We start from the raw sequence: 16,649 nt of genomic DNA on the forward strand, positions 1-16,649 counted from the left end.
ATATTCAGCCTAGAACTAGAAAATGGCGGGCGCCCCTCAGGAGGCGCCCGCCAGATGATTCAATCCGATCACTTGCCGCCCGGATTCATGTCCTTGATCTGCTCTTCAAGCGTTGAGAGACTCCAGTCGCCAGGCGTCTGACTAGGCGGATAATCTTTCATGGTCATGAGGAACTTGGACGCGACGACCTGCATCGGCGCCAGCAGGTAAACCTTGTCCATATACCAGTCCTCGTAGGTGTTCGAACCGGCCTGAGCCTTCTCGAAGGGGTCGCGACGCAGATTGTATAAATGCGGCGTCCGCAACTTGATAAAGGGTTCCCGCCAGATCTGCAGGCGATCGGCCCGGTTCTCTAGGTACGTAGCTTTCCAGTCCTTGACGCGGATGGCGCACACTTCACCGCCGTCGGTCGTATAGATGAACTCTTGGCGGGGGGATGCCTCGATATCTTCGTCGATGGTCTCAAAAGTTCCAGCCTTCTTGAGGTAGTCGAGCATGTTGTAGCCGTCGATGTAATTCTTGTACTCTCGACCGATCAACTCAACTCCCTCGCGCAGCTGCTCCTTGATGTCCGGATTGCCCGCTGCGGCGGCGAAAGTGGGAAGCCAGTCCTCGTGCGAGACGATGCCATTGACGGTCGCGCCGGCGGGCCATTTGCCGGGCCAGCGGACGTAACAGGGAACGCGGAAGGCACCTTCCCAGTTGGAGTTTTTCTCACCGTGGAAGGGAGTCGTCCCCGCATCCGGCCAAGTGTTGTAGTGGACCCCGTTATCGGTGGAGTACTGGACGATCGTGTCGTCCGCGATGCCAAGCTCATCGATCAGATCGAGCAATTCTCCGACATGGATGTCGTGTTCGACCATGCCGTCGTGGTACTCATCTCCCGTTTTGCCTGCGAGGCCGGTGTGCTCTTCCTTGACGTGGGTGCGGAAGTGCATCCGGGTTCCATTCCACCAGCACATCCAAGGCTTGCCAGCTTCGTGTTGGCGCTGGATGAAATCTTTGGCGGCGGCGAGAGTTTCCTCGTCGACGGTTTCCATCCGCTTCTTGGTCAGCGGCCCGGTATCCTCAATCTTGCCGTCAGCGGTGGCCTTGATCACACCGCGGGGACCGAACTTCTTGCGGAAAGTCGAGCCGTCGGCAAGCTCCATATCGGCTGGATAGTCGCGGTCCTCCGGCTCCTCTTCTGCATTCAGGTGGTAGAGATTGCCCATGAACTCGTCGAAGCCATGGTTGGTCGGCAGATGCTCGTCTCTGTCGCCTTGGTGGTTCTTGCCGAACTGGCCGGTGGCGTAGCCTTGGCCCTTGAGGACGGCGGCGAAAGTGACGTCCGTCTCCTGCCAACCTTGCGGAGCTGCAGGCAGGCCGACCTTGGTCATGCCGGTACGGACCGGCACGCTGCCATTGAGGAAGGCCGCGCGACCCGCCGTGCAGGATTGCTGACCGTAGTAGTCGGTGAAACTAATACCTTCCTTGGCGATGCGGTCGATGTTGGGAGTCTTGTAGCCCATCATGCCACGGTTCATGTGGCTGATGTTCCAGACTCCGATGTCATCTCCCCAAATAACGAGGATGTTGGGCTTCTTGGAGTCGGTTGACTGGCCATGAGCCATGGTAGAACAGGCGATGCCTACGCTACATGCAAGGAAGAACGATAGTAGAGGACGAATTCGAATCATCTAAATTCTCCGGGTGAAAAGGCAAAATTTGTAAGTGAAGAAGGTCTATTCGCCGAGCCTGCAATTTTCACGAGGAGCCTGCAAGGCTTGCTTGACAGCATCAAGCAGATCTCGTCCAAGGAATGGTTTTTGATGATAACTGCTCGCACCCAGCCTTCCGGCCCTGTCGCGAAATGCGGAGTTATCAAATGACGTAATAAAAATGGTCGGCGGCGAATCTCCATCGGGCAAGGAGTATTCAAACAGGTCAAGTCCCGACATGCCCGGCAATTGAATGTCGAGAATCAAGCAGTCTGCAGTTAACAAAACGCCCGCTTCAATAGAGGCTTCTGCCGAACCGAACACGATTGGCCTGAAACCACCTACTCGCAGCATTCGTTCAATGGCTCGACGCATACTGGGATCGTCTTCAACAACGACGATTTCGAGTAGGTCGCTCGGCATTAAAATGCTCCAGCTTGTGTCAAGGCTATTACCCGAACAGTCTGAGCGAGTTGATGACGATTGCAATTGTCCCTAGGGGCAATTTCAACTGCCCTTTGGTGCAAGTGGCCAAACGTTCACATGCATCCGCCGTCCCGAATCAGTTTTTTGGGATCGGCAGATTGAGCTGGACGGCCGACGCGATAAGACCGGCTAGCGAAGTGACTTGAAGCTTTTCCATCAGATTGGCTCGGTGCGATTTGACGGTGCGTTCTGAGATACCGAGTTCTGAGGCGATATTTTTGTTGAGCTTTCCATCGACTACGAGTAGAAAAACGGAGACTTCCCTTTCTGTTAACTTCTGGAACCGAGCACGCCGGAGCTTCAGGCTTTCATAGTTTACCCGGTTCAATGCGTCACTTGAGATTGCATTGCGAACGGCAGACAACAGCGAATCCCGCTTGACCGGCTTCGTCAGAAAATCGATCGCTCCCGCCTTGATTGCTCGCACGCTCATTTGAATGTCACCGTGTCCGGTAAGAAAGATAATGGGAAGCGCATTATCGAAGTCGTTAAGCCCCTTTTGAAGTTCGAGTCCGTTGAGACCGGGCATGCGAATATCCAGTACAACGCAACCATGTGTGTGACTTGCCCGCGAGAGTAAGAACTCGGCCGCAGAAGCATGCTCGCAGACTTCGTAACCGGCCGCGCGCAGCAAACGGACTATCGATTTACGGAAAGAATCGTCATCATCAACAACATGGACTGTCGGGTTCGGTAACGTCATCCGGTTTGCTCCTGAGAGACACATGCGAACGGACTCGTTTCGTTTAATGACTTTTGCGCGAGCGGAACAGTGAACCGTACACCCAATCCGATGTGGCAGTTATCGTCAACCCAGATGCGACCTTCGTGAGCTTCCACTAGCGTTCGAGCAATTGAAAGCCCTAACCCCATGCCCTCCTTCTTGGTTGTGAAGAAAGGATCGAACAAGCGAGAACGCCTTTCCGTTGGAATCCCAGGCCCAGAATCTTGGACCAAGAATTCCAAATTGTCGCCCTGAAGTTGAGTCTGCACAAACAGCTTCTTCGGCTGGTTCAATTCTGACATTGCTTCCATACCATTCAATAATAGATTGAGTAGCACCTGCTGTAAGTGCACTTTGTCCGCGATGACTAGCGGCCCGCCAGGAGCGAGTTCCGTGTGGACGGCAACGTCACGCCGCTTCGCCTCACGGTGGATAAGTCGTATCACGTTTTCGATCAATTCATTCGGTTCAATAGCTTGCAATTCCAGCTCGCGATTTCGCATCAAGGCTCGCAGTCGCTCAATGACCTCGCAGGCGCGTAAATCGTCCTGGCGAATGTCTACCAAAATTTGCCGCAGTTCATCCATCGATTCAGGCGAAGAATCGATCAGCATCTCTGCGGCGTCCGCATTGCTTAAAATAGCACCAAGAGGCTGATGAATCTCGTGCGCAATCGACGCCGTCAGTTCGCCGACGGTAGCAAGTCGTGATGCGTGCGTCAGCTCTCTTCGCGTCTCATCGGCTTCCAATTCTGCCAGGATGCGATTTCTTCTTTCGAATAACAGACCGATCAGCAGCGCGGCTTGAAGTGCCAAGACGAAAGTTGCTGTTAGCACCGAGCTGCGGTGTTCTTTCCATAGCGAACTTTGGCGGAACCGCATATCGCTTCGCGCTGGGAGGCGATCTTCACTTAATCCCCAGCGGGCCAATTGGCGACAATCGACGATTGACAAATCCTTGCCTGGAAAATAGGGCGCGATGTTTTCAGGCTTTTCGCCCGCCAAAATTCGCAGAGCTAAATCTCCCGTCTCCCGACCGACTTCCTCGAACGTATCCATGCATCCGCCAACAATCCCCGTTCCCATATAAGTGTCGTAGGTTCCATAGACAGGGACAGCGGACGCGTTCGCCACTAATTTCGCCGCATCGGCGGAAAGGAAGTATTCTCCCTCCCCGTCGGTGAAGAACGTTAAAAAGATCACCACCGCATCAGACGGGAGGTCACGCAAACGCTCCAAAAGCGTTTGCATTGGCAAGCCTGAGAGATAAGTAAATTCAAGCCGAGATTCGTGATTGCGAAATCGTTCTCTCGCTAAATCGTCCCACGCGCGATCAAAATCCGAAGCTCCGGAGACAACAACGACTCGTCGCGTTTGAGGTTGCAATTTCATCGCCAACTCTAACGTCGGCAATGGATCAAGCTTCATCAAGATCCCAGTTGCACGATTCAGCTCACCCCAGCTGGCACTTTCCTCGCGAACACCCGTAAAGACGACCGGAACATCGGGAAATAGGGCGTGTCGCCGGTCGGCCAGAAGATTGAGAGCTTGAGGTCCCGCCGAGATAACAAGGTCGAAGTCTCGACCTTTGTATTTTTCCCGGAGCATGTCCGCCGTCCGCGAAAGATGACTATCTCCAGGAAACCGTACAAGATCGAGAAACTCGCTATAAAATTCGATGCGATCGGGATAGCCTTGACGCATTTGGTCGACCATAGCGTTGCCGAGCGAGATGTTTGCTGGCAAGAAACTCTCGTTCGAATACAGGATCAAGACACTTTTGGTCTCGGCGGCATCTACGGTGATAGGCGAACTTAGGACAATAGCAACAACGATGCCCCACGAACTGCCCCCCCATCTAAACTTGCTCCAGGCGTGAAGTAGGAAACCACGATATTTGCTCAATTCCTTTGGATGTATCATTCGGTGCCTAGGGAGTCTCAATTTCAGGACAAGGATTCACACGTTCACGGAAGTCAAATTCGAGTTCCGTTTCTTGAGGAGTAAGGTTCCTAACTTCGCCTTAGTGTGCATTTCGTTATTCACGCCTACCGTCGACTTGGAACTCTGGGGAGCACTCGTCGGTTTTCGCTGATTCAGCTGGATTAGTTGAGTTTAATCCCTCACCAGTCACACTCGTCACAAAAAATCAGTTCCCAAGAACCCCAAAAGATCGGAGCAAAATTCGTCTGCACGGCGTGGTCTGGACCGTAAATCCGCTGGTTTTATCCAATACCCCAGTATTATCGGGCCGCCAGGGGACGCCTGCTTACGCAGTTCAGAGAGCTAGCCCGCGTGGCGATGCGACGACGATCCGTTTCAGAATGCGGCTAGACATGTTGCGATTCATCGCCGCCCGCGATCGGTGGGGCGCCGCAGGGTGCGGCGTGATGGTTTGGGAGCTTGAAGAGTCGTTCGGACATCGGCTTATTCGCCCCATGATTTCATTGGGTTGGTGTTTGGTCGTGGCTTGGCGGTGTTGCCTCGCTTTGTTCCGAACCTATCGGGGCGCGTCGGTTTCATCAAGCTTGATGTTGGTTTGTGTCCAGATACAAAAAACGCCGTATCAAATCGGAGCCTCCATCAACAGGACAACTGATGTTGCGAAGCAGTGTCGAATTTTCGACGCCCGGCGAAGAGGGTGGTAAATCCTACGAAAAGGTAAGGCATAATATTACGTTGGTCATGCCCATAAGCGAATCCGCTGACGGACCATAAATCCGATCCTACACAGCATCACGGCAATCTCTCGCACTGATCGTAGTGGATCTTGTTAAAGATCCCTCATCTACTGATCGTAGTGGATCTTGTTAAAGATCCTCATTCCACAACATCCACCCTCAAAATCATTAACAAGACCGACTAGCCATCTCAAACCGCATTAAACCTTTCTTCCTCAAATACGAAACCGTTCGATCAAATTCATCCCAAAAGCTCGCTTCAAATGGCCGAAGCTGCGGATACCCAGGGACCACGACGCCCGTAAACGGGTAAGTCGCATATCCATCGTCCGGAACCAACCCCGCTCGCTCTGGATTGCGAGCGATGTAATCACAAACTTCCCGAAACGAATCCTCGCTCCGTTCAGATTCCTTAAGAACATGATCATAAGCTTGATCCTGCAAACCAAACTCAATTCGTTTCAATGACTCATTCACCGACTTGCGAAAATGCTTCATCGCCAGCAGTTGATCCGAGCCATCGAACAATCCCATCCAAAGCATATGAAAGTGGTCCGTCATCAAGCAAAACATCGGGCAAGCGATCCCATAGCGGAACATTGCATGTGCCAACAATTCACGAAAGCGATAGTAAAACGGAGGTGTCAACCAACCAGTCTTTCGTTCGCGAATGGTCAGTGACCAATGGACCATCGCAAATCCACGATAATGCTCTGGCGACAGTCGCTTCAAATGATCCCGTTTCGACATCTCCAGCCTCCCGAAATACCGACAATTCCCGTAGTTAAAGATCCCACCATCATACAATTCCCGTAGTGGATCTTGTTAAAGATCCCATCATCATACCGAATCCCACAGCCACAAAGGATCTTTAACAAGATCCACTACCCTGATAATCGGCTACGACAAGATGATGCAGAACGTCAGCGTGCATCATCACCCGCTGCTGTTCGTTTATCGCGTCCTGTTGACCGGCATCCATCTGATGCGCACCGGCGAAGTCGAAGCCAACCTTGTCAAGCTCAACGAAACCGCAAAGCTACCATTTCTCGAAGACTTGATTGTCCAAAAGCGAAACCGCCCCGAGAAGGGAACGTTCAACTCGGCTGACCTCGATTTTCACACGGCGCAGTACGAACAATTGACCGCTGAATTGGAAGCCGCATACGATGAGAGCAAGCTCCCCGACCTGCCATCAGCAAGACCGGCGCCGAACGACCTGCTCGTTCGTCTGCGCCTTGGCAAGTAAACGCGAATCTGTCGGTTCGCTCGCTGTGCCATTGAAGTTGGGTTGCTTAGTAGGCACCCCGACGCCGCTGGCGCCGAATGTCGCATGCACAGACCAATACGTTGTCAAGGGCGGTAAATTGGTTGCCTACCGCTGAGACAGTGAGTCGGAACTGTAAGGCGACAAGTTCATTTGGGGCGAAACAGAATAAAAATCTATCTCGATGATGAACGAACGACGCCTGAAGGCTGGACGCGTGTGTATTGACCCGATGAGACTATCGAGCTACTGACGATCGGGACAGTCATCCACCAAAGGCATCAACTTATCTCGGTTTTCTTGGAAGGTCCGTAGGCTTGCATTTCCGCGTCCACCTTTGCTCGTAACCACTCAGCTTCTGCTTGCTCTCGTAATCGAAATGCTTCTGCGTTCGCTTCAGCATCTTGTCGCATGATTCCAACTCGATCTGCTCGACTTCCGGTCACGTTCAAGCCACCACCAACTGGGCTTGGCTTTGTTGCTCCGCCGCCAACACTCGGTTCATGATCTCCTGCAGGTTTCCTGGGAAGATCAATTCCTTCACGTCAGCTCGACGAATCGCAACACCGTAGTCATTCTCAGACTCCATTACGTCCGTAAGGATGAATACCTGGATCTTATCTGGTAGAATCACATGTCCCTCCCAAAACGACCTGCTACTCCTGCTACTATTGCCTGCTTCATGAACGAACTTTTACATTTATCAACCAGAGCATTTGCGGGTTTCTTGTCGATTAACTTGCCGCAGCTCGGTGACAATTGGTGGCAGAAGTTTGTGGTTAGCGCGCTGAGTTTCCAGCAACAGAGATTGGTCGCAGAAAAACGCATTGACGATGTGAAGCAGTTCGACTTTGCAGCACTTGTAAGGATTGTCGATCAGAATTGGTACAACCTTGCCAGGTCGCTCAATCTGCCTCGTGAAGGTCGTAGTTGGATTAAGGAACTTCAAACCATTCGCAACCGATGGGCGCACCTGTCGTCGGAGTCTGTTTCTGCAAGTGATCGCTATCGAGATGCCGATACCCTTGCCCGAGTTCTAGCGATGCTGGACGCCGACGGGGTGTTGCGTGGCGAAGTCGAGAAATATAAGAACAAAGCGATTGCTGAAATGTCGTCGCTGAACTCAACCAAAGAACCAACCCCAAAATCAGATCAGAGAGATGCTGTCGACGCCCCTATTTCAACACCGGTTGCCGAACCGGATGTCGAGCCAGAGCATGCTACAAAGTTTTTTCGCTTAGGCGATATCGTTGCACTACGGTCAGATTCTTCAGTGTTGGTTCCCATCATTGGGATCGACACCAGCGGAAGCGAAGTTCGATACAGCGTCTTTCATGAGGGAGCGACCGCTCAGTATTACGAGAGGCAGCTTACGGCAGATCAGCAGCCCAGCGTCGAATCCTCCGCGTTGACTGCTAAAGAATTGCACGCCCATTTGACTAGCCTGATCCTGCTTTCGCCTTCATCAACGAAGCTGTTCTCTCTCCGCAGCGGGCGAGTGCAATTTGTTCCATATCAGTACCGGCCAGTCTTAAAGTTGGTCCGTGCTGATCGTCCTCGATTGCTGATCGCCGATGAAGTTGGGGTCGGTAAGACGATCGAAGCAGGTTTGATTATCAAGGAACTGAAATCGCGGATGGACATTTCATCCGTGCTCATCATTTGCCCAAAGGCGCTGGTTGCGGAACGTAAATGGTTCTTGGAGATGAAACGATTTGACGAACAGTTCACCGCTCTGGACGGATCAACGCTTCGCCATTGCATTGAGGAAACGGATCTCGAAGGTGAGTGGCCACAGCAATATGAGAAGGCGATCGTTCCGTTCTCATTGTTTGACTCCAATTTACTGTTCGGAAGTGAGGGGAAGAGTCGCAGGGCAAAAGAAGGCTTACTTTCCCTCGATCCACCACCAAAATTCGATTTAGTGATCGTGGACGAAGCCCACCATTTGCGAAATCCGCAAACGTTCTTGCACCAAGGAGTTCGCTACTTTTGCGAGAATGCCGAAGCTGTCGTTTTCTTGTCCGCGACTCCGGTGCAACTTGGCAGCGAAGATTTGTTCACGCTGCTTAACGTCTTGCGACCGGACTTGGTTATCGACCATGCCAGTTTCAATCAAATGGCCGCGCCCAACAAACCGATCAACGCCGCGGTAAGTGAGTGCCGTTCCGCAGAAGATGGCTGGCAAGGCCGCGCAGTTGATCATTTGCAGGAAGCCGCTGATACGCAATGGGGCAAGCTGTTCCTTCGCGAATCGCCTGCATTTCAGTCTGCGTTCGACCTGCTGCGCAGTGACGAAATTCCGGACCAAAAACGAGTCGCGGTCACTCGAACAATCGAGGAACTTTACACGTTCAGTTCGCTCATCAATCGAACGCGGCGTCGTGACATCGGCGAGTTCACTGTACGAACCCCTGAAACGCTCAATGCCCAGTTCACAGCCGGGCAACAAGAGCTACACGACAAGCTGCTGGAAACGATCGCGAACATCCTGTCCGCATCCCATGGTCAACAGAACGTTAAGTTCATGATGACTACCGTTCGTCGACAAGCGGCAAGCTGTTTGTACGGACTTAAACCGCTTTTGAGCGATATCCTTCGAGGGAAACTGAAAGACTTGGAGGTCACGGACGAGTCAGGTGAAGCACCGACCGAACTTGCGCCTGCGTTATTATCCCAGATCAAAGCATGCGTCGATGAAATTATTTCGCTCGCTGAAAATCTTGATCATAATGATCGCAAAGCGGATGAGTTACTCAAAGTGCTCCGCGACAAGGGCAAGATGCAAAACAACAAATCCCTTCTGTTTACCACGTTTAGACATACGCTGAGCTATCTTGCTGACCGCTGTGAACAGGAGGGTTTGCGTTTCGGCGTGATCCATGGCGGCATACCCGACGAGGAACGTGCTAGTCTTCGCAAGCGATTTTCCTTTGACAAGGAACGTGATGATGCGATCGACGTTCTTCTTTCGTCAGAAGTGGGATGCGAAGGTCTCGACTTCCAGTTCTGTGACTTGCTCGTCAATTATGACTTGCCTTGGAATCCAATGCGGATCGAGCAACGAATCGGTCGCATCGACCGATATGGGCAAAAGAGCAAATCGGTTGCAATTGTCAACTTGATCACGCCGGGCACGGTGGACGCAGAGATCTACGAACGGTGCTTGCTTCGTATCGGCGTGTTCAACCACTCGGTCGGTGGTAGTGAAGAAATACTCGGTGAGATCACGGAACAATTACGGAGCATCGAGGAAAGCTTCGCACTAACCGCTGAGCAACGCGAGTCGCAGTTGCAGCAGTTGGCCGATAACGGCATTCGGCGAATCCAGGAAGAACAAGCCTTAGAATCGAAGCAAGCCGAACTATTCGGTTTGAATGTACCGAACCAAACTTGGGAACAGGAAATTGAGGAGGCGGAATCGTTCTGGCTGTCTGCGGAATCGTTGCAGAAGACGGTGGAGGCGTATCTTGCGAGCAAACTCGAACCGTTAGGAGAATACATCTTGGGCGAGAAGTCGCTCAAGACGCTTCGACTCAATCAAGAAGCTCGGGCAACGCTGCTCGATGCTCTTCGGAGGTCTCCGCGTTCAACCGAACCAGTTTGGCGACATTGGGAAAAGTGGCTTAAGGGAGACATGCCTACGCTTTCCGTCACATTTGATCAAAAATCGGCTGCCGAGAACAACGGTTCGACCTATCTCAACGTCCTGCATCCCCTGCTGCGACAAGCCGCCGAAGAATTGCAGCGAAATGAAACGCCGACCGTTGGCCTGGAAATCGTCGATACCACACTCGTTCCAGGAGACTACGCATTCGCTGTTCATCAATGGCGGAACACTGGTGTTAAGCCAGACGAAACACTCGTCGCTGTTTGCGACTCGCCCGAGATCGAGGCTCGGCTGATGACTTTACTTCAGACTGCGACTGATTCCACCGATGGCACGAGCTTAGAAGCTGAACAGACCAAAGAACTGGACGCCCGACATCACTCGAAATGGAGTGACGCTCGCGCTGAACACATCGCTCGCAACGTCGAGTTAGTCCAGCACCGAATTCAGAGTTTACTTGCCAGCGGAACAGCCCGCTGCCAATTGCTTGAAAATCAAATCAATGCTGCGACGAATGAGAAGATCGCATTGATGAAAAAACGTGAGCTTGCGTCGGCGCAGCGTGATGGTAAACGTCGGCTTGAAGAGTTGGAAAAGTCGTCCGAAACGGCGGACATCCACGCGAAGCAAGTCGTTGTCGGTATTTTGCGAGTGAAGTCAGGAGTCGCAAAGTGAACTTTATTGAGAGAGTGCGAAGTGAGAACGAGCCTTTGGCGGCGGTCCTGAGAAACGAAAGATTTTCTGGCATTCGTCAGATTGTCGAGCAACTCTACCCCGATAAGGCACACTTCATCTATGAGTTGCTACAGAACGCCGAAGATACCGGCGCGAGAATTGTTCAGTTCCGATTGGAGAAGAATCGGCTGATTTTTGCCCACGATGGAAGAACGTTTACTGAGGATGATGTTTGGGGAATCACCAATATTGGCAAAGGAACAAAACAGGACAACGAAGACAAAATTGGTCGTTTTGGTGTCGGTTTCAAAGCCGTGTTTGCATATTCCGAGACTCCTTCAATCTGGTCGCCAACACATAATTTTAGGATTTCCGATCTCGTTCTTCCCACGGAAATTCCACCACGCAGTGCAGCAGACAAAGCGACCATTTTTGATTTTCCGTTTAACAACCCGAAGAAGTCAGCCGCATCTGCGTTCGATGAAATTGCCGAAGGGCTTCAGCTTCTTTCAGAGGAGTTGCTGATTTTCTTGAACCACATCCATCGAGTGAAATGGGAAATTGTCGGTGGCAATCAAGGCGGTCTCAAACGCATCGACCGGCCACCGAATTTGATCAAAGTGCAAAAAATTGTGGGCGGTAGAATAATTTCCAGTTCATCGTTCCTGCGATTCATGAAACCTGTTGATGGTTTATCGTCGCAAAACGTATCGGTTGCGTTCCCATTGGAGGCAAAAGACAGCGAGTCCCCGCAGCGTGATTCAGTCACTATTTCCGAAGTCTTTCGCATTGTTCCTGGCACACCGGCGCGAGTGTCCGTTTACTTCCCAGCAGAAAAGGAAGTATCGGGCCTGCGTTTTCACATACATGCTCCGTTTGTTCCCGAGTTGAGTCGCGCAAGTATCAAGGATACGCCTGCGAATGATCCGTTGTTCCACCAACTGGCGAGCCTGATGCCAGAGGCGCTTGAGAAAATTCGAGATCTTGGTTTGTTAACAGCCGAGTTTCTAAACGTACTCCCACATGACCAGGACGGAATTCCTGCCAACTATCAGCCAGTTCGTGATGCAATCGTCGAGGCGATGAATACAAAGCCGCTAACACCAACGCAGTCCAAAACTCACTTGCCAGCGAGACAGTTGTTGCAGGCGAAGGCGGTTTTGAAGGAACTATTGCCCAGCGAGGACCTGCGTCAAATCCAGGAAGATGATGAAGCATTTGATTGGGCAGTAGCCGCTCCACAACGAAACAGCAATGCAGATCGGTTTCTTTCAGGACTTGAAATCAAACGCTGGGACGTTGATCGTTTCGTGAGCCTTCTTGAGCGACGAAAAGGAGACGGACGGTACTGGAGTCAACACACTTACCGATATCAAACATCAGAACCAGACGAGGGATTCGACGTATGGCTCGCATCTAAGGATGCAGGTTGGCTTCAGCGATTGTATGCAATGCTGCATCGAGAGTACGGAGAGAATGGGGGCCTTGATCGCTTCAAATCAATCCAAGTCGTGCGACTTGCAAATCAGTGCTTCGCGAGACCGGATCAATCGTTCTTCGGCAAAAACGGGATGACGAACGACGATCGATTTCCTCGTGTCGATTCGCAAGTTTACAAGAGCGGCAAAAGCAAGGCAGACCAAGACGCGGCAAAAAAGTTTTTGGAAGATTCAGGTGTACGAGAAGTTGGTGAAGCGGAGCAGGTAGAAGCAATTCTGGCTTCATTCTATGTTGGAAAAAGCGAACGCGAGTTTAATGCTCACATCGGTGATCTAAAGCGATTCTTGCAGTTAATTCATTCCGACCCCAACGCCGTCAAATTGTTCGCTAAACGTGCTGTCCTGCTTAACATGAGCGGTAAATGGTCAATTCCTTCTGAGATTTACCTTGATGAACCGTTTCTTAAAACAGGTTTGTCGGATTTTTACAAATCGGTTGATGCTGGCCCCAGGCGAGTCGCTTTGTCACCAAGGTACGCCGATGTCCGGAGCCATGCGGAAATCCTATGCGAATTTGCTGAGACCGTTGGGGCATTATCTAGCTTGCGGATAAGTCAAGTGAGCTGCGACAGCAATGCGAACGTCGCCTTTTTGGTTCATCAGGCACCAGGAAATCCGAGTCGCCACAAGATTGATAAGGACTTTCAGATTATTGGATTGGTCAATGCGTTACAAAACCCAACAGTTGAGTTAGCCAAACTACTTTGGACAACACTTGCACGACAAGCGGACACGAACTGGACACGTGCAAAATACCGCAGCAATCAAACTCAGCCACTCCGCGAAGATTTTTCGCAACTCGCAGTAACCTTGCGAAATGCACAATGGTTGCCCCAGGGTCATGACTTTGTGCGGCCTGCTGAAGCTGATTTCCGCCTACTGCCCGAAGACTTCGAGTACGCGCCTGGCTGGAAATGGCTTCCTGCGATTGCGTTCGGCGTAAACGCTAAAAAACGAACCGAGGAGTACAAAAAGAAACAGGAGTTCGCGGCTGAGTTAGGCTTCAGCGATGATCAGTCGCTCGAGGATGCGAAGTGGTTTGCGGCTCTAGATGCCGAAGCCCGGCAGTTGTTCAAATCGGAGTATCGATCAAGAACAAATGTTGAACTGCCTGAACGCTCGCCGTCTAATCCCGAGCGACGCGGCGACAAAGTCGGTCAACTTGCCCTGGACGCACCCGAGGAGGAAAAAGAGATCCGACCGAGATCAGTTTCGACCGTCAGCCCAGGCGTCAAAAAAGAAATAAAGCCATATTTACGCGACCAGTATACTAACGCAGATGGAATTATGTTTTGCCAGATCTGTCAGAACGCCGTTCCTTTTTCTTTGGCGAACGGTGACCCCTACTTCGAGACGGTTCAGTTCATTCCCAGGACGGCGAAAGTGTACTTCCAAAACTATTTGGCTCTCTGCCCGAACCACGCGGCGATGGTTCAGTTCGCAAATGAATCCAAGGATGCAATCGCCGAGCAATTCGCTATCCTTGATGCTGATCGTTTACCGATCGACCTCGCTGGAGAGTCATTTGATGTCTACTTCACCGAAACACATCGGAAAGACCTTCAGGCTGTATTGAAGGCAGACGACAAGTCCGAGAATACCTTAGATCGCTGACAGGTCACGGAATCAGCAAGACCAGCTTGTGACAACGCGGGCAACCATCATTCATCACGAAACTCAGCAATCTGGTGGCTGGCCTCGATCGCTTCATGCAAGGTTCCTTGAAATTTTTTGAGAACATCGGAGTTGCATATTCAGATTGGAGTTGGCATCAATGTGCTTGATGGCTCGGCGATTGAAGACGGCGTCTTTGACTTGCATTTCGGATGTCTGGGAATTGAGTGGAGGTCCGGACAATTCAGGAAAATGGTTTTGTATCGGACGTCTCCGCTTAGGACGACTCTAGGAATCGTTGACCGTTTTTTTCCCGATAGCATTCTGGGACTTCATAACCTGGAGGTCAAATAGTACAGAGACACCAGAAATCTTTGCCCAAGATCGCCCCAGCGACCGTTTCGGCGGCGGCCGAAAATTACTATTCCAGAGACACCCCGAGAGATCCCTGCGGATCGGTCGTTGACGTAAGTCCTTGCCAGGGCTGCCGTAAACCACGAAAAAAGCCGGCGTCACTCGTGAAGACCAACGTCGGCTTGTTCTGGGAGACGCTGCTTTCGCGGAGCGAAATGCGACTTTAAGTTGCGGGAGCCGAACACCATTCAAAATGGTCTCTACGCACAAAGCGTAGCCGACAACGGGACTTCCGCTGGCGTCGCGCAAACCATCGCCGAACATCCACAGATTGATATCCTCGTCAACAATCTGGGGATCTTCGAGGCCGTTGACTTCTTTGACCTGACGGACGAAGCCTGGCAACACATCTTCGACATCAACGTGATGAGTGGCGTGCGTCTTGCCCGGTATTACCTCAAGCAAATGCTTGAGCAAAACACTGGACGCATCATTTTTATCAGCAGCGAATCCGGCGTCGTGCCCGCTCCTGAAATGCCCCACTACGCGATGACCAAAACAGCCCAGCTTGCCGTCTCACGTAGTCTGGCTCAGTTGACCAAAGGAAGCGCCGTCACGGTCAACACTGTTATGCCTGGTTCCACGTTGACACCGGGAGTGAAAGAGTTCGTCGGCAACTTATTTCCGAACGAAGAATATGACTCGGCTGAACAAAAATTCATGGCGGACAATCGGCCAACCTCCTTGATTCAGAGATTGATCCAGCCGGAGGAGATTGCCAATTTGGTAGCGTTTGTTGCCAGCCCACTCGCCTCGGCCATTAACGGAGCACCTTTGCGAATCGACGGCGGACTTATTCCAACCATTGCCTGAAGTTGGAATGCGTCCGCAATTGCCCGTCGCCGGACCACTTCCCTGACCAAGATTTAGAAGTCGTGACAAATGATACTCCTAGCTAAAACAAGATCACAAACAATGGCAATCAGAATTTCCTTTGCTCACAAACCCAAGAGGAGGCTCCTGAGAGCATTGCTACTGCTTGCGTTTGCGATCGCTGCTTGCGCAACCGCATCCAACGGCATCGCTCAAGAAACGGAAATCACGCCAACTTCCTCCGTCGTCTTAGCGTCTGAAGTCGAGTGGACGCACCTCAACCCTACCCGAGGCGAGGCCAGCCCACAGGCAGCAACGCTCTGGGGCGACCGAGCAGGAACGGAAGCGACGGGATTCCTCGTCAAATTCGGCGACGGATTTTCCTCGCCACCTCATATCCACAACGTCACTTACCGGGGCGTGGTGATCGGTGGCGATGTTCACAACGACAACCGGGAAGCCGAACCGATGTGGATGCCCGCTGGCTCTTTCTGGACGCAGCCAGCAGGTGAACCCCACATCGCCGCCTCGTGAGTGGCGATCGCCCATTTGCGATCGAAGCTCGCTTCTGGTGTCTTCCCATCTTTCGGTTCACACAGATATCGGGCTTCTGCATCGTGACAATCCAGCGACAACGTCAAGCTGGTTCCACCCCGCTTTTGTATCGACTCAGAACGCCATTGTTTCGCGGCAAAGTTCTTCAGCGCCGTCAGGAGAAACGCACGGAATTTCCCTCTTTGGGGATCGGCGTCCCGTAGACTTTCGCTCTCCAACAAACTTGCGAAAAACGATTGGATCAGGTCTTGCGCATCTTGATGGGCATAGCCTCGGCGACGCGCATAGGCATACAGCGGGTACCAATAGGTTTCGCATAACATCGAAAGCGCGACTCGTGCGATGGGTGATGCAGTAACACCCGCAGCCACGACCATGCTCCACCGAGTCGTTGTGAAACGATTGCCTTGACGATCTGCGGGGTTTTGGAGTTCGGAATTTGAGCACATGGCACCATGATGACAGCAAATGTCCATGTATGCCCTGCGCCAAACACAACCCAAAACGCATTTTTTGAAGCGATGGCCGCCACGAAATGATGTTCTGGTGCCAAGCGTTGACGATTGCCTCGACATCCTAGTAGGGCAAGCTACCTTTCACAATCTTAAGACG

General features: G+C 51.9%; 12 protein-coding genes. 5 read left to right on the forward strand and 7 right to left on the reverse strand.

Annotated features, from left to right (window positions below):
* Window positions 1-68 precede the first annotated feature (68 nt).
* From FF011L_RS16310 to FF011L_RS16330, 5 genes are all read right to left on the reverse strand, one after another.
* Window positions 69-1,613 (reverse strand): arylsulfatase, encoded by a 1,545-nt coding sequence (locus FF011L_RS16310; protein WP_391560940.1) that lies wholly within the window; start codon window positions 1,611-1,613, stop codon window positions 69-71.
* Window positions 1,614-1,724: 111 nt separating this feature from the next.
* The gene (locus FF011L_RS16315; protein ID WP_261342570.1) at window positions 1,725-2,123 is read right to left on the reverse strand and encodes a response regulator transcription factor; all 399 of its coding nucleotides are present in this window, start codon (window positions 2,121-2,123) and stop codon (window positions 1,725-1,727) included.
* Window positions 2,124-2,262: 139 nt separating this feature from the next.
* Entirely contained in the window at window positions 2,263-2,889 is a 627-nt protein-coding gene (locus tag FF011L_RS16320; RefSeq protein ID WP_145352683.1) for a response regulator transcription factor, read from the reverse strand.
* On the reverse strand, window positions 2,886-4,655 hold the full coding sequence (locus FF011L_RS16325) for a sensor histidine kinase (RefSeq protein WP_218932680.1): 1,770 nt from the start codon (window positions 4,653-4,655) through the stop codon (window positions 2,886-2,888). The genes FF011L_RS16320 and FF011L_RS16325 overlap by 4 nt, the downstream gene beginning before the upstream one ends.
* Window positions 4,656-5,758: 1,103 nt before the next feature.
* Entirely contained in the window at window positions 5,759-6,340 is a 582-nt protein-coding gene (locus tag FF011L_RS16330) for a hypothetical protein (RefSeq protein ID WP_246109454.1), read from the reverse strand.
* Window positions 6,341-6,500: 160 nt separating this feature from the next.
* Between FF011L_RS16330 and FF011L_RS16335 the strand changes: the two genes are divergently transcribed.
* Window positions 6,501-6,839, forward strand: a complete 339-nt coding sequence (locus FF011L_RS16335; protein ID WP_145352685.1) for a DNA polymerase beta superfamily protein — start codon at window positions 6,501-6,503, stop codon at window positions 6,837-6,839.
* 466 nt (window positions 6,840-7,305) lie between these two features.
* Here FF011L_RS16335 and FF011L_RS16340 read toward each other — a convergent pair whose 3' ends face one another.
* The gene (locus FF011L_RS16340) at window positions 7,306-7,491 is read right to left on the reverse strand and encodes an SPFH domain-containing protein (protein ID WP_145352686.1); all 186 of its coding nucleotides are present in this window, start codon (window positions 7,489-7,491) and stop codon (window positions 7,306-7,308) included.
* Between the two features lie 48 nt (window positions 7,492-7,539).
* Between FF011L_RS16340 and FF011L_RS16345 the strand changes: the two genes are divergently transcribed.
* The 4 genes from FF011L_RS16345 (at window position 7,540) to FF011L_RS16360 (ending at window position 16,016) form a co-directional block, all read left to right on the forward strand.
* Window positions 7,540-11,142 (forward strand): DEAD/DEAH box helicase, encoded by a 3,603-nt coding sequence (locus FF011L_RS16345; RefSeq protein ID WP_145352687.1) that lies wholly within the window; start codon window positions 7,540-7,542, stop codon window positions 11,140-11,142.
* Window positions 11,139-14,255, forward strand: a complete 3,117-nt coding sequence (locus FF011L_RS16350) for a sacsin N-terminal ATP-binding-like domain-containing protein (protein WP_145352688.1) — start codon at window positions 11,139-11,141, stop codon at window positions 14,253-14,255. The genes FF011L_RS16345 and FF011L_RS16350 overlap by 4 nt, the downstream gene beginning before the upstream one ends.
* A gap of 582 nt (window positions 14,256-14,837) precedes the next feature.
* The gene (locus tag FF011L_RS16355) at window positions 14,838-15,482 is read left to right on the forward strand and encodes an SDR family NAD(P)-dependent oxidoreductase (protein WP_246109455.1); all 645 of its coding nucleotides are present in this window, start codon (window positions 14,838-14,840) and stop codon (window positions 15,480-15,482) included.
* Window positions 15,483-15,584: 102 nt separating this feature from the next.
* The gene (locus FF011L_RS16360) at window positions 15,585-16,016 is read left to right on the forward strand and encodes a DUF4437 domain-containing protein (RefSeq protein ID WP_145352689.1); all 432 of its coding nucleotides are present in this window, start codon (window positions 15,585-15,587) and stop codon (window positions 16,014-16,016) included.
* On the opposite strand, the gene FF011L_RS27250 is transcribed toward FF011L_RS16360, so the two are convergent.
* The gene (locus tag FF011L_RS27250; RefSeq protein WP_145352690.1) at window positions 15,923-16,612 is read right to left on the reverse strand and encodes an RNA polymerase sigma factor; all 690 of its coding nucleotides are present in this window, start codon (window positions 16,610-16,612) and stop codon (window positions 15,923-15,925) included. The two genes, FF011L_RS16360 and FF011L_RS27250, sit on opposite strands and share 94 nt — an antisense overlap.
* Between the last annotated feature and the right edge of the window lie 37 nt (window positions 16,613-16,649).

It is taken from the genome of Roseimaritima multifibrata, assembly GCF_007741495.1.
Classification (GTDB): Bacteria; Planctomycetota; Planctomycetia; order Pirellulales; family Pirellulaceae; genus Roseimaritima; species Roseimaritima multifibrata.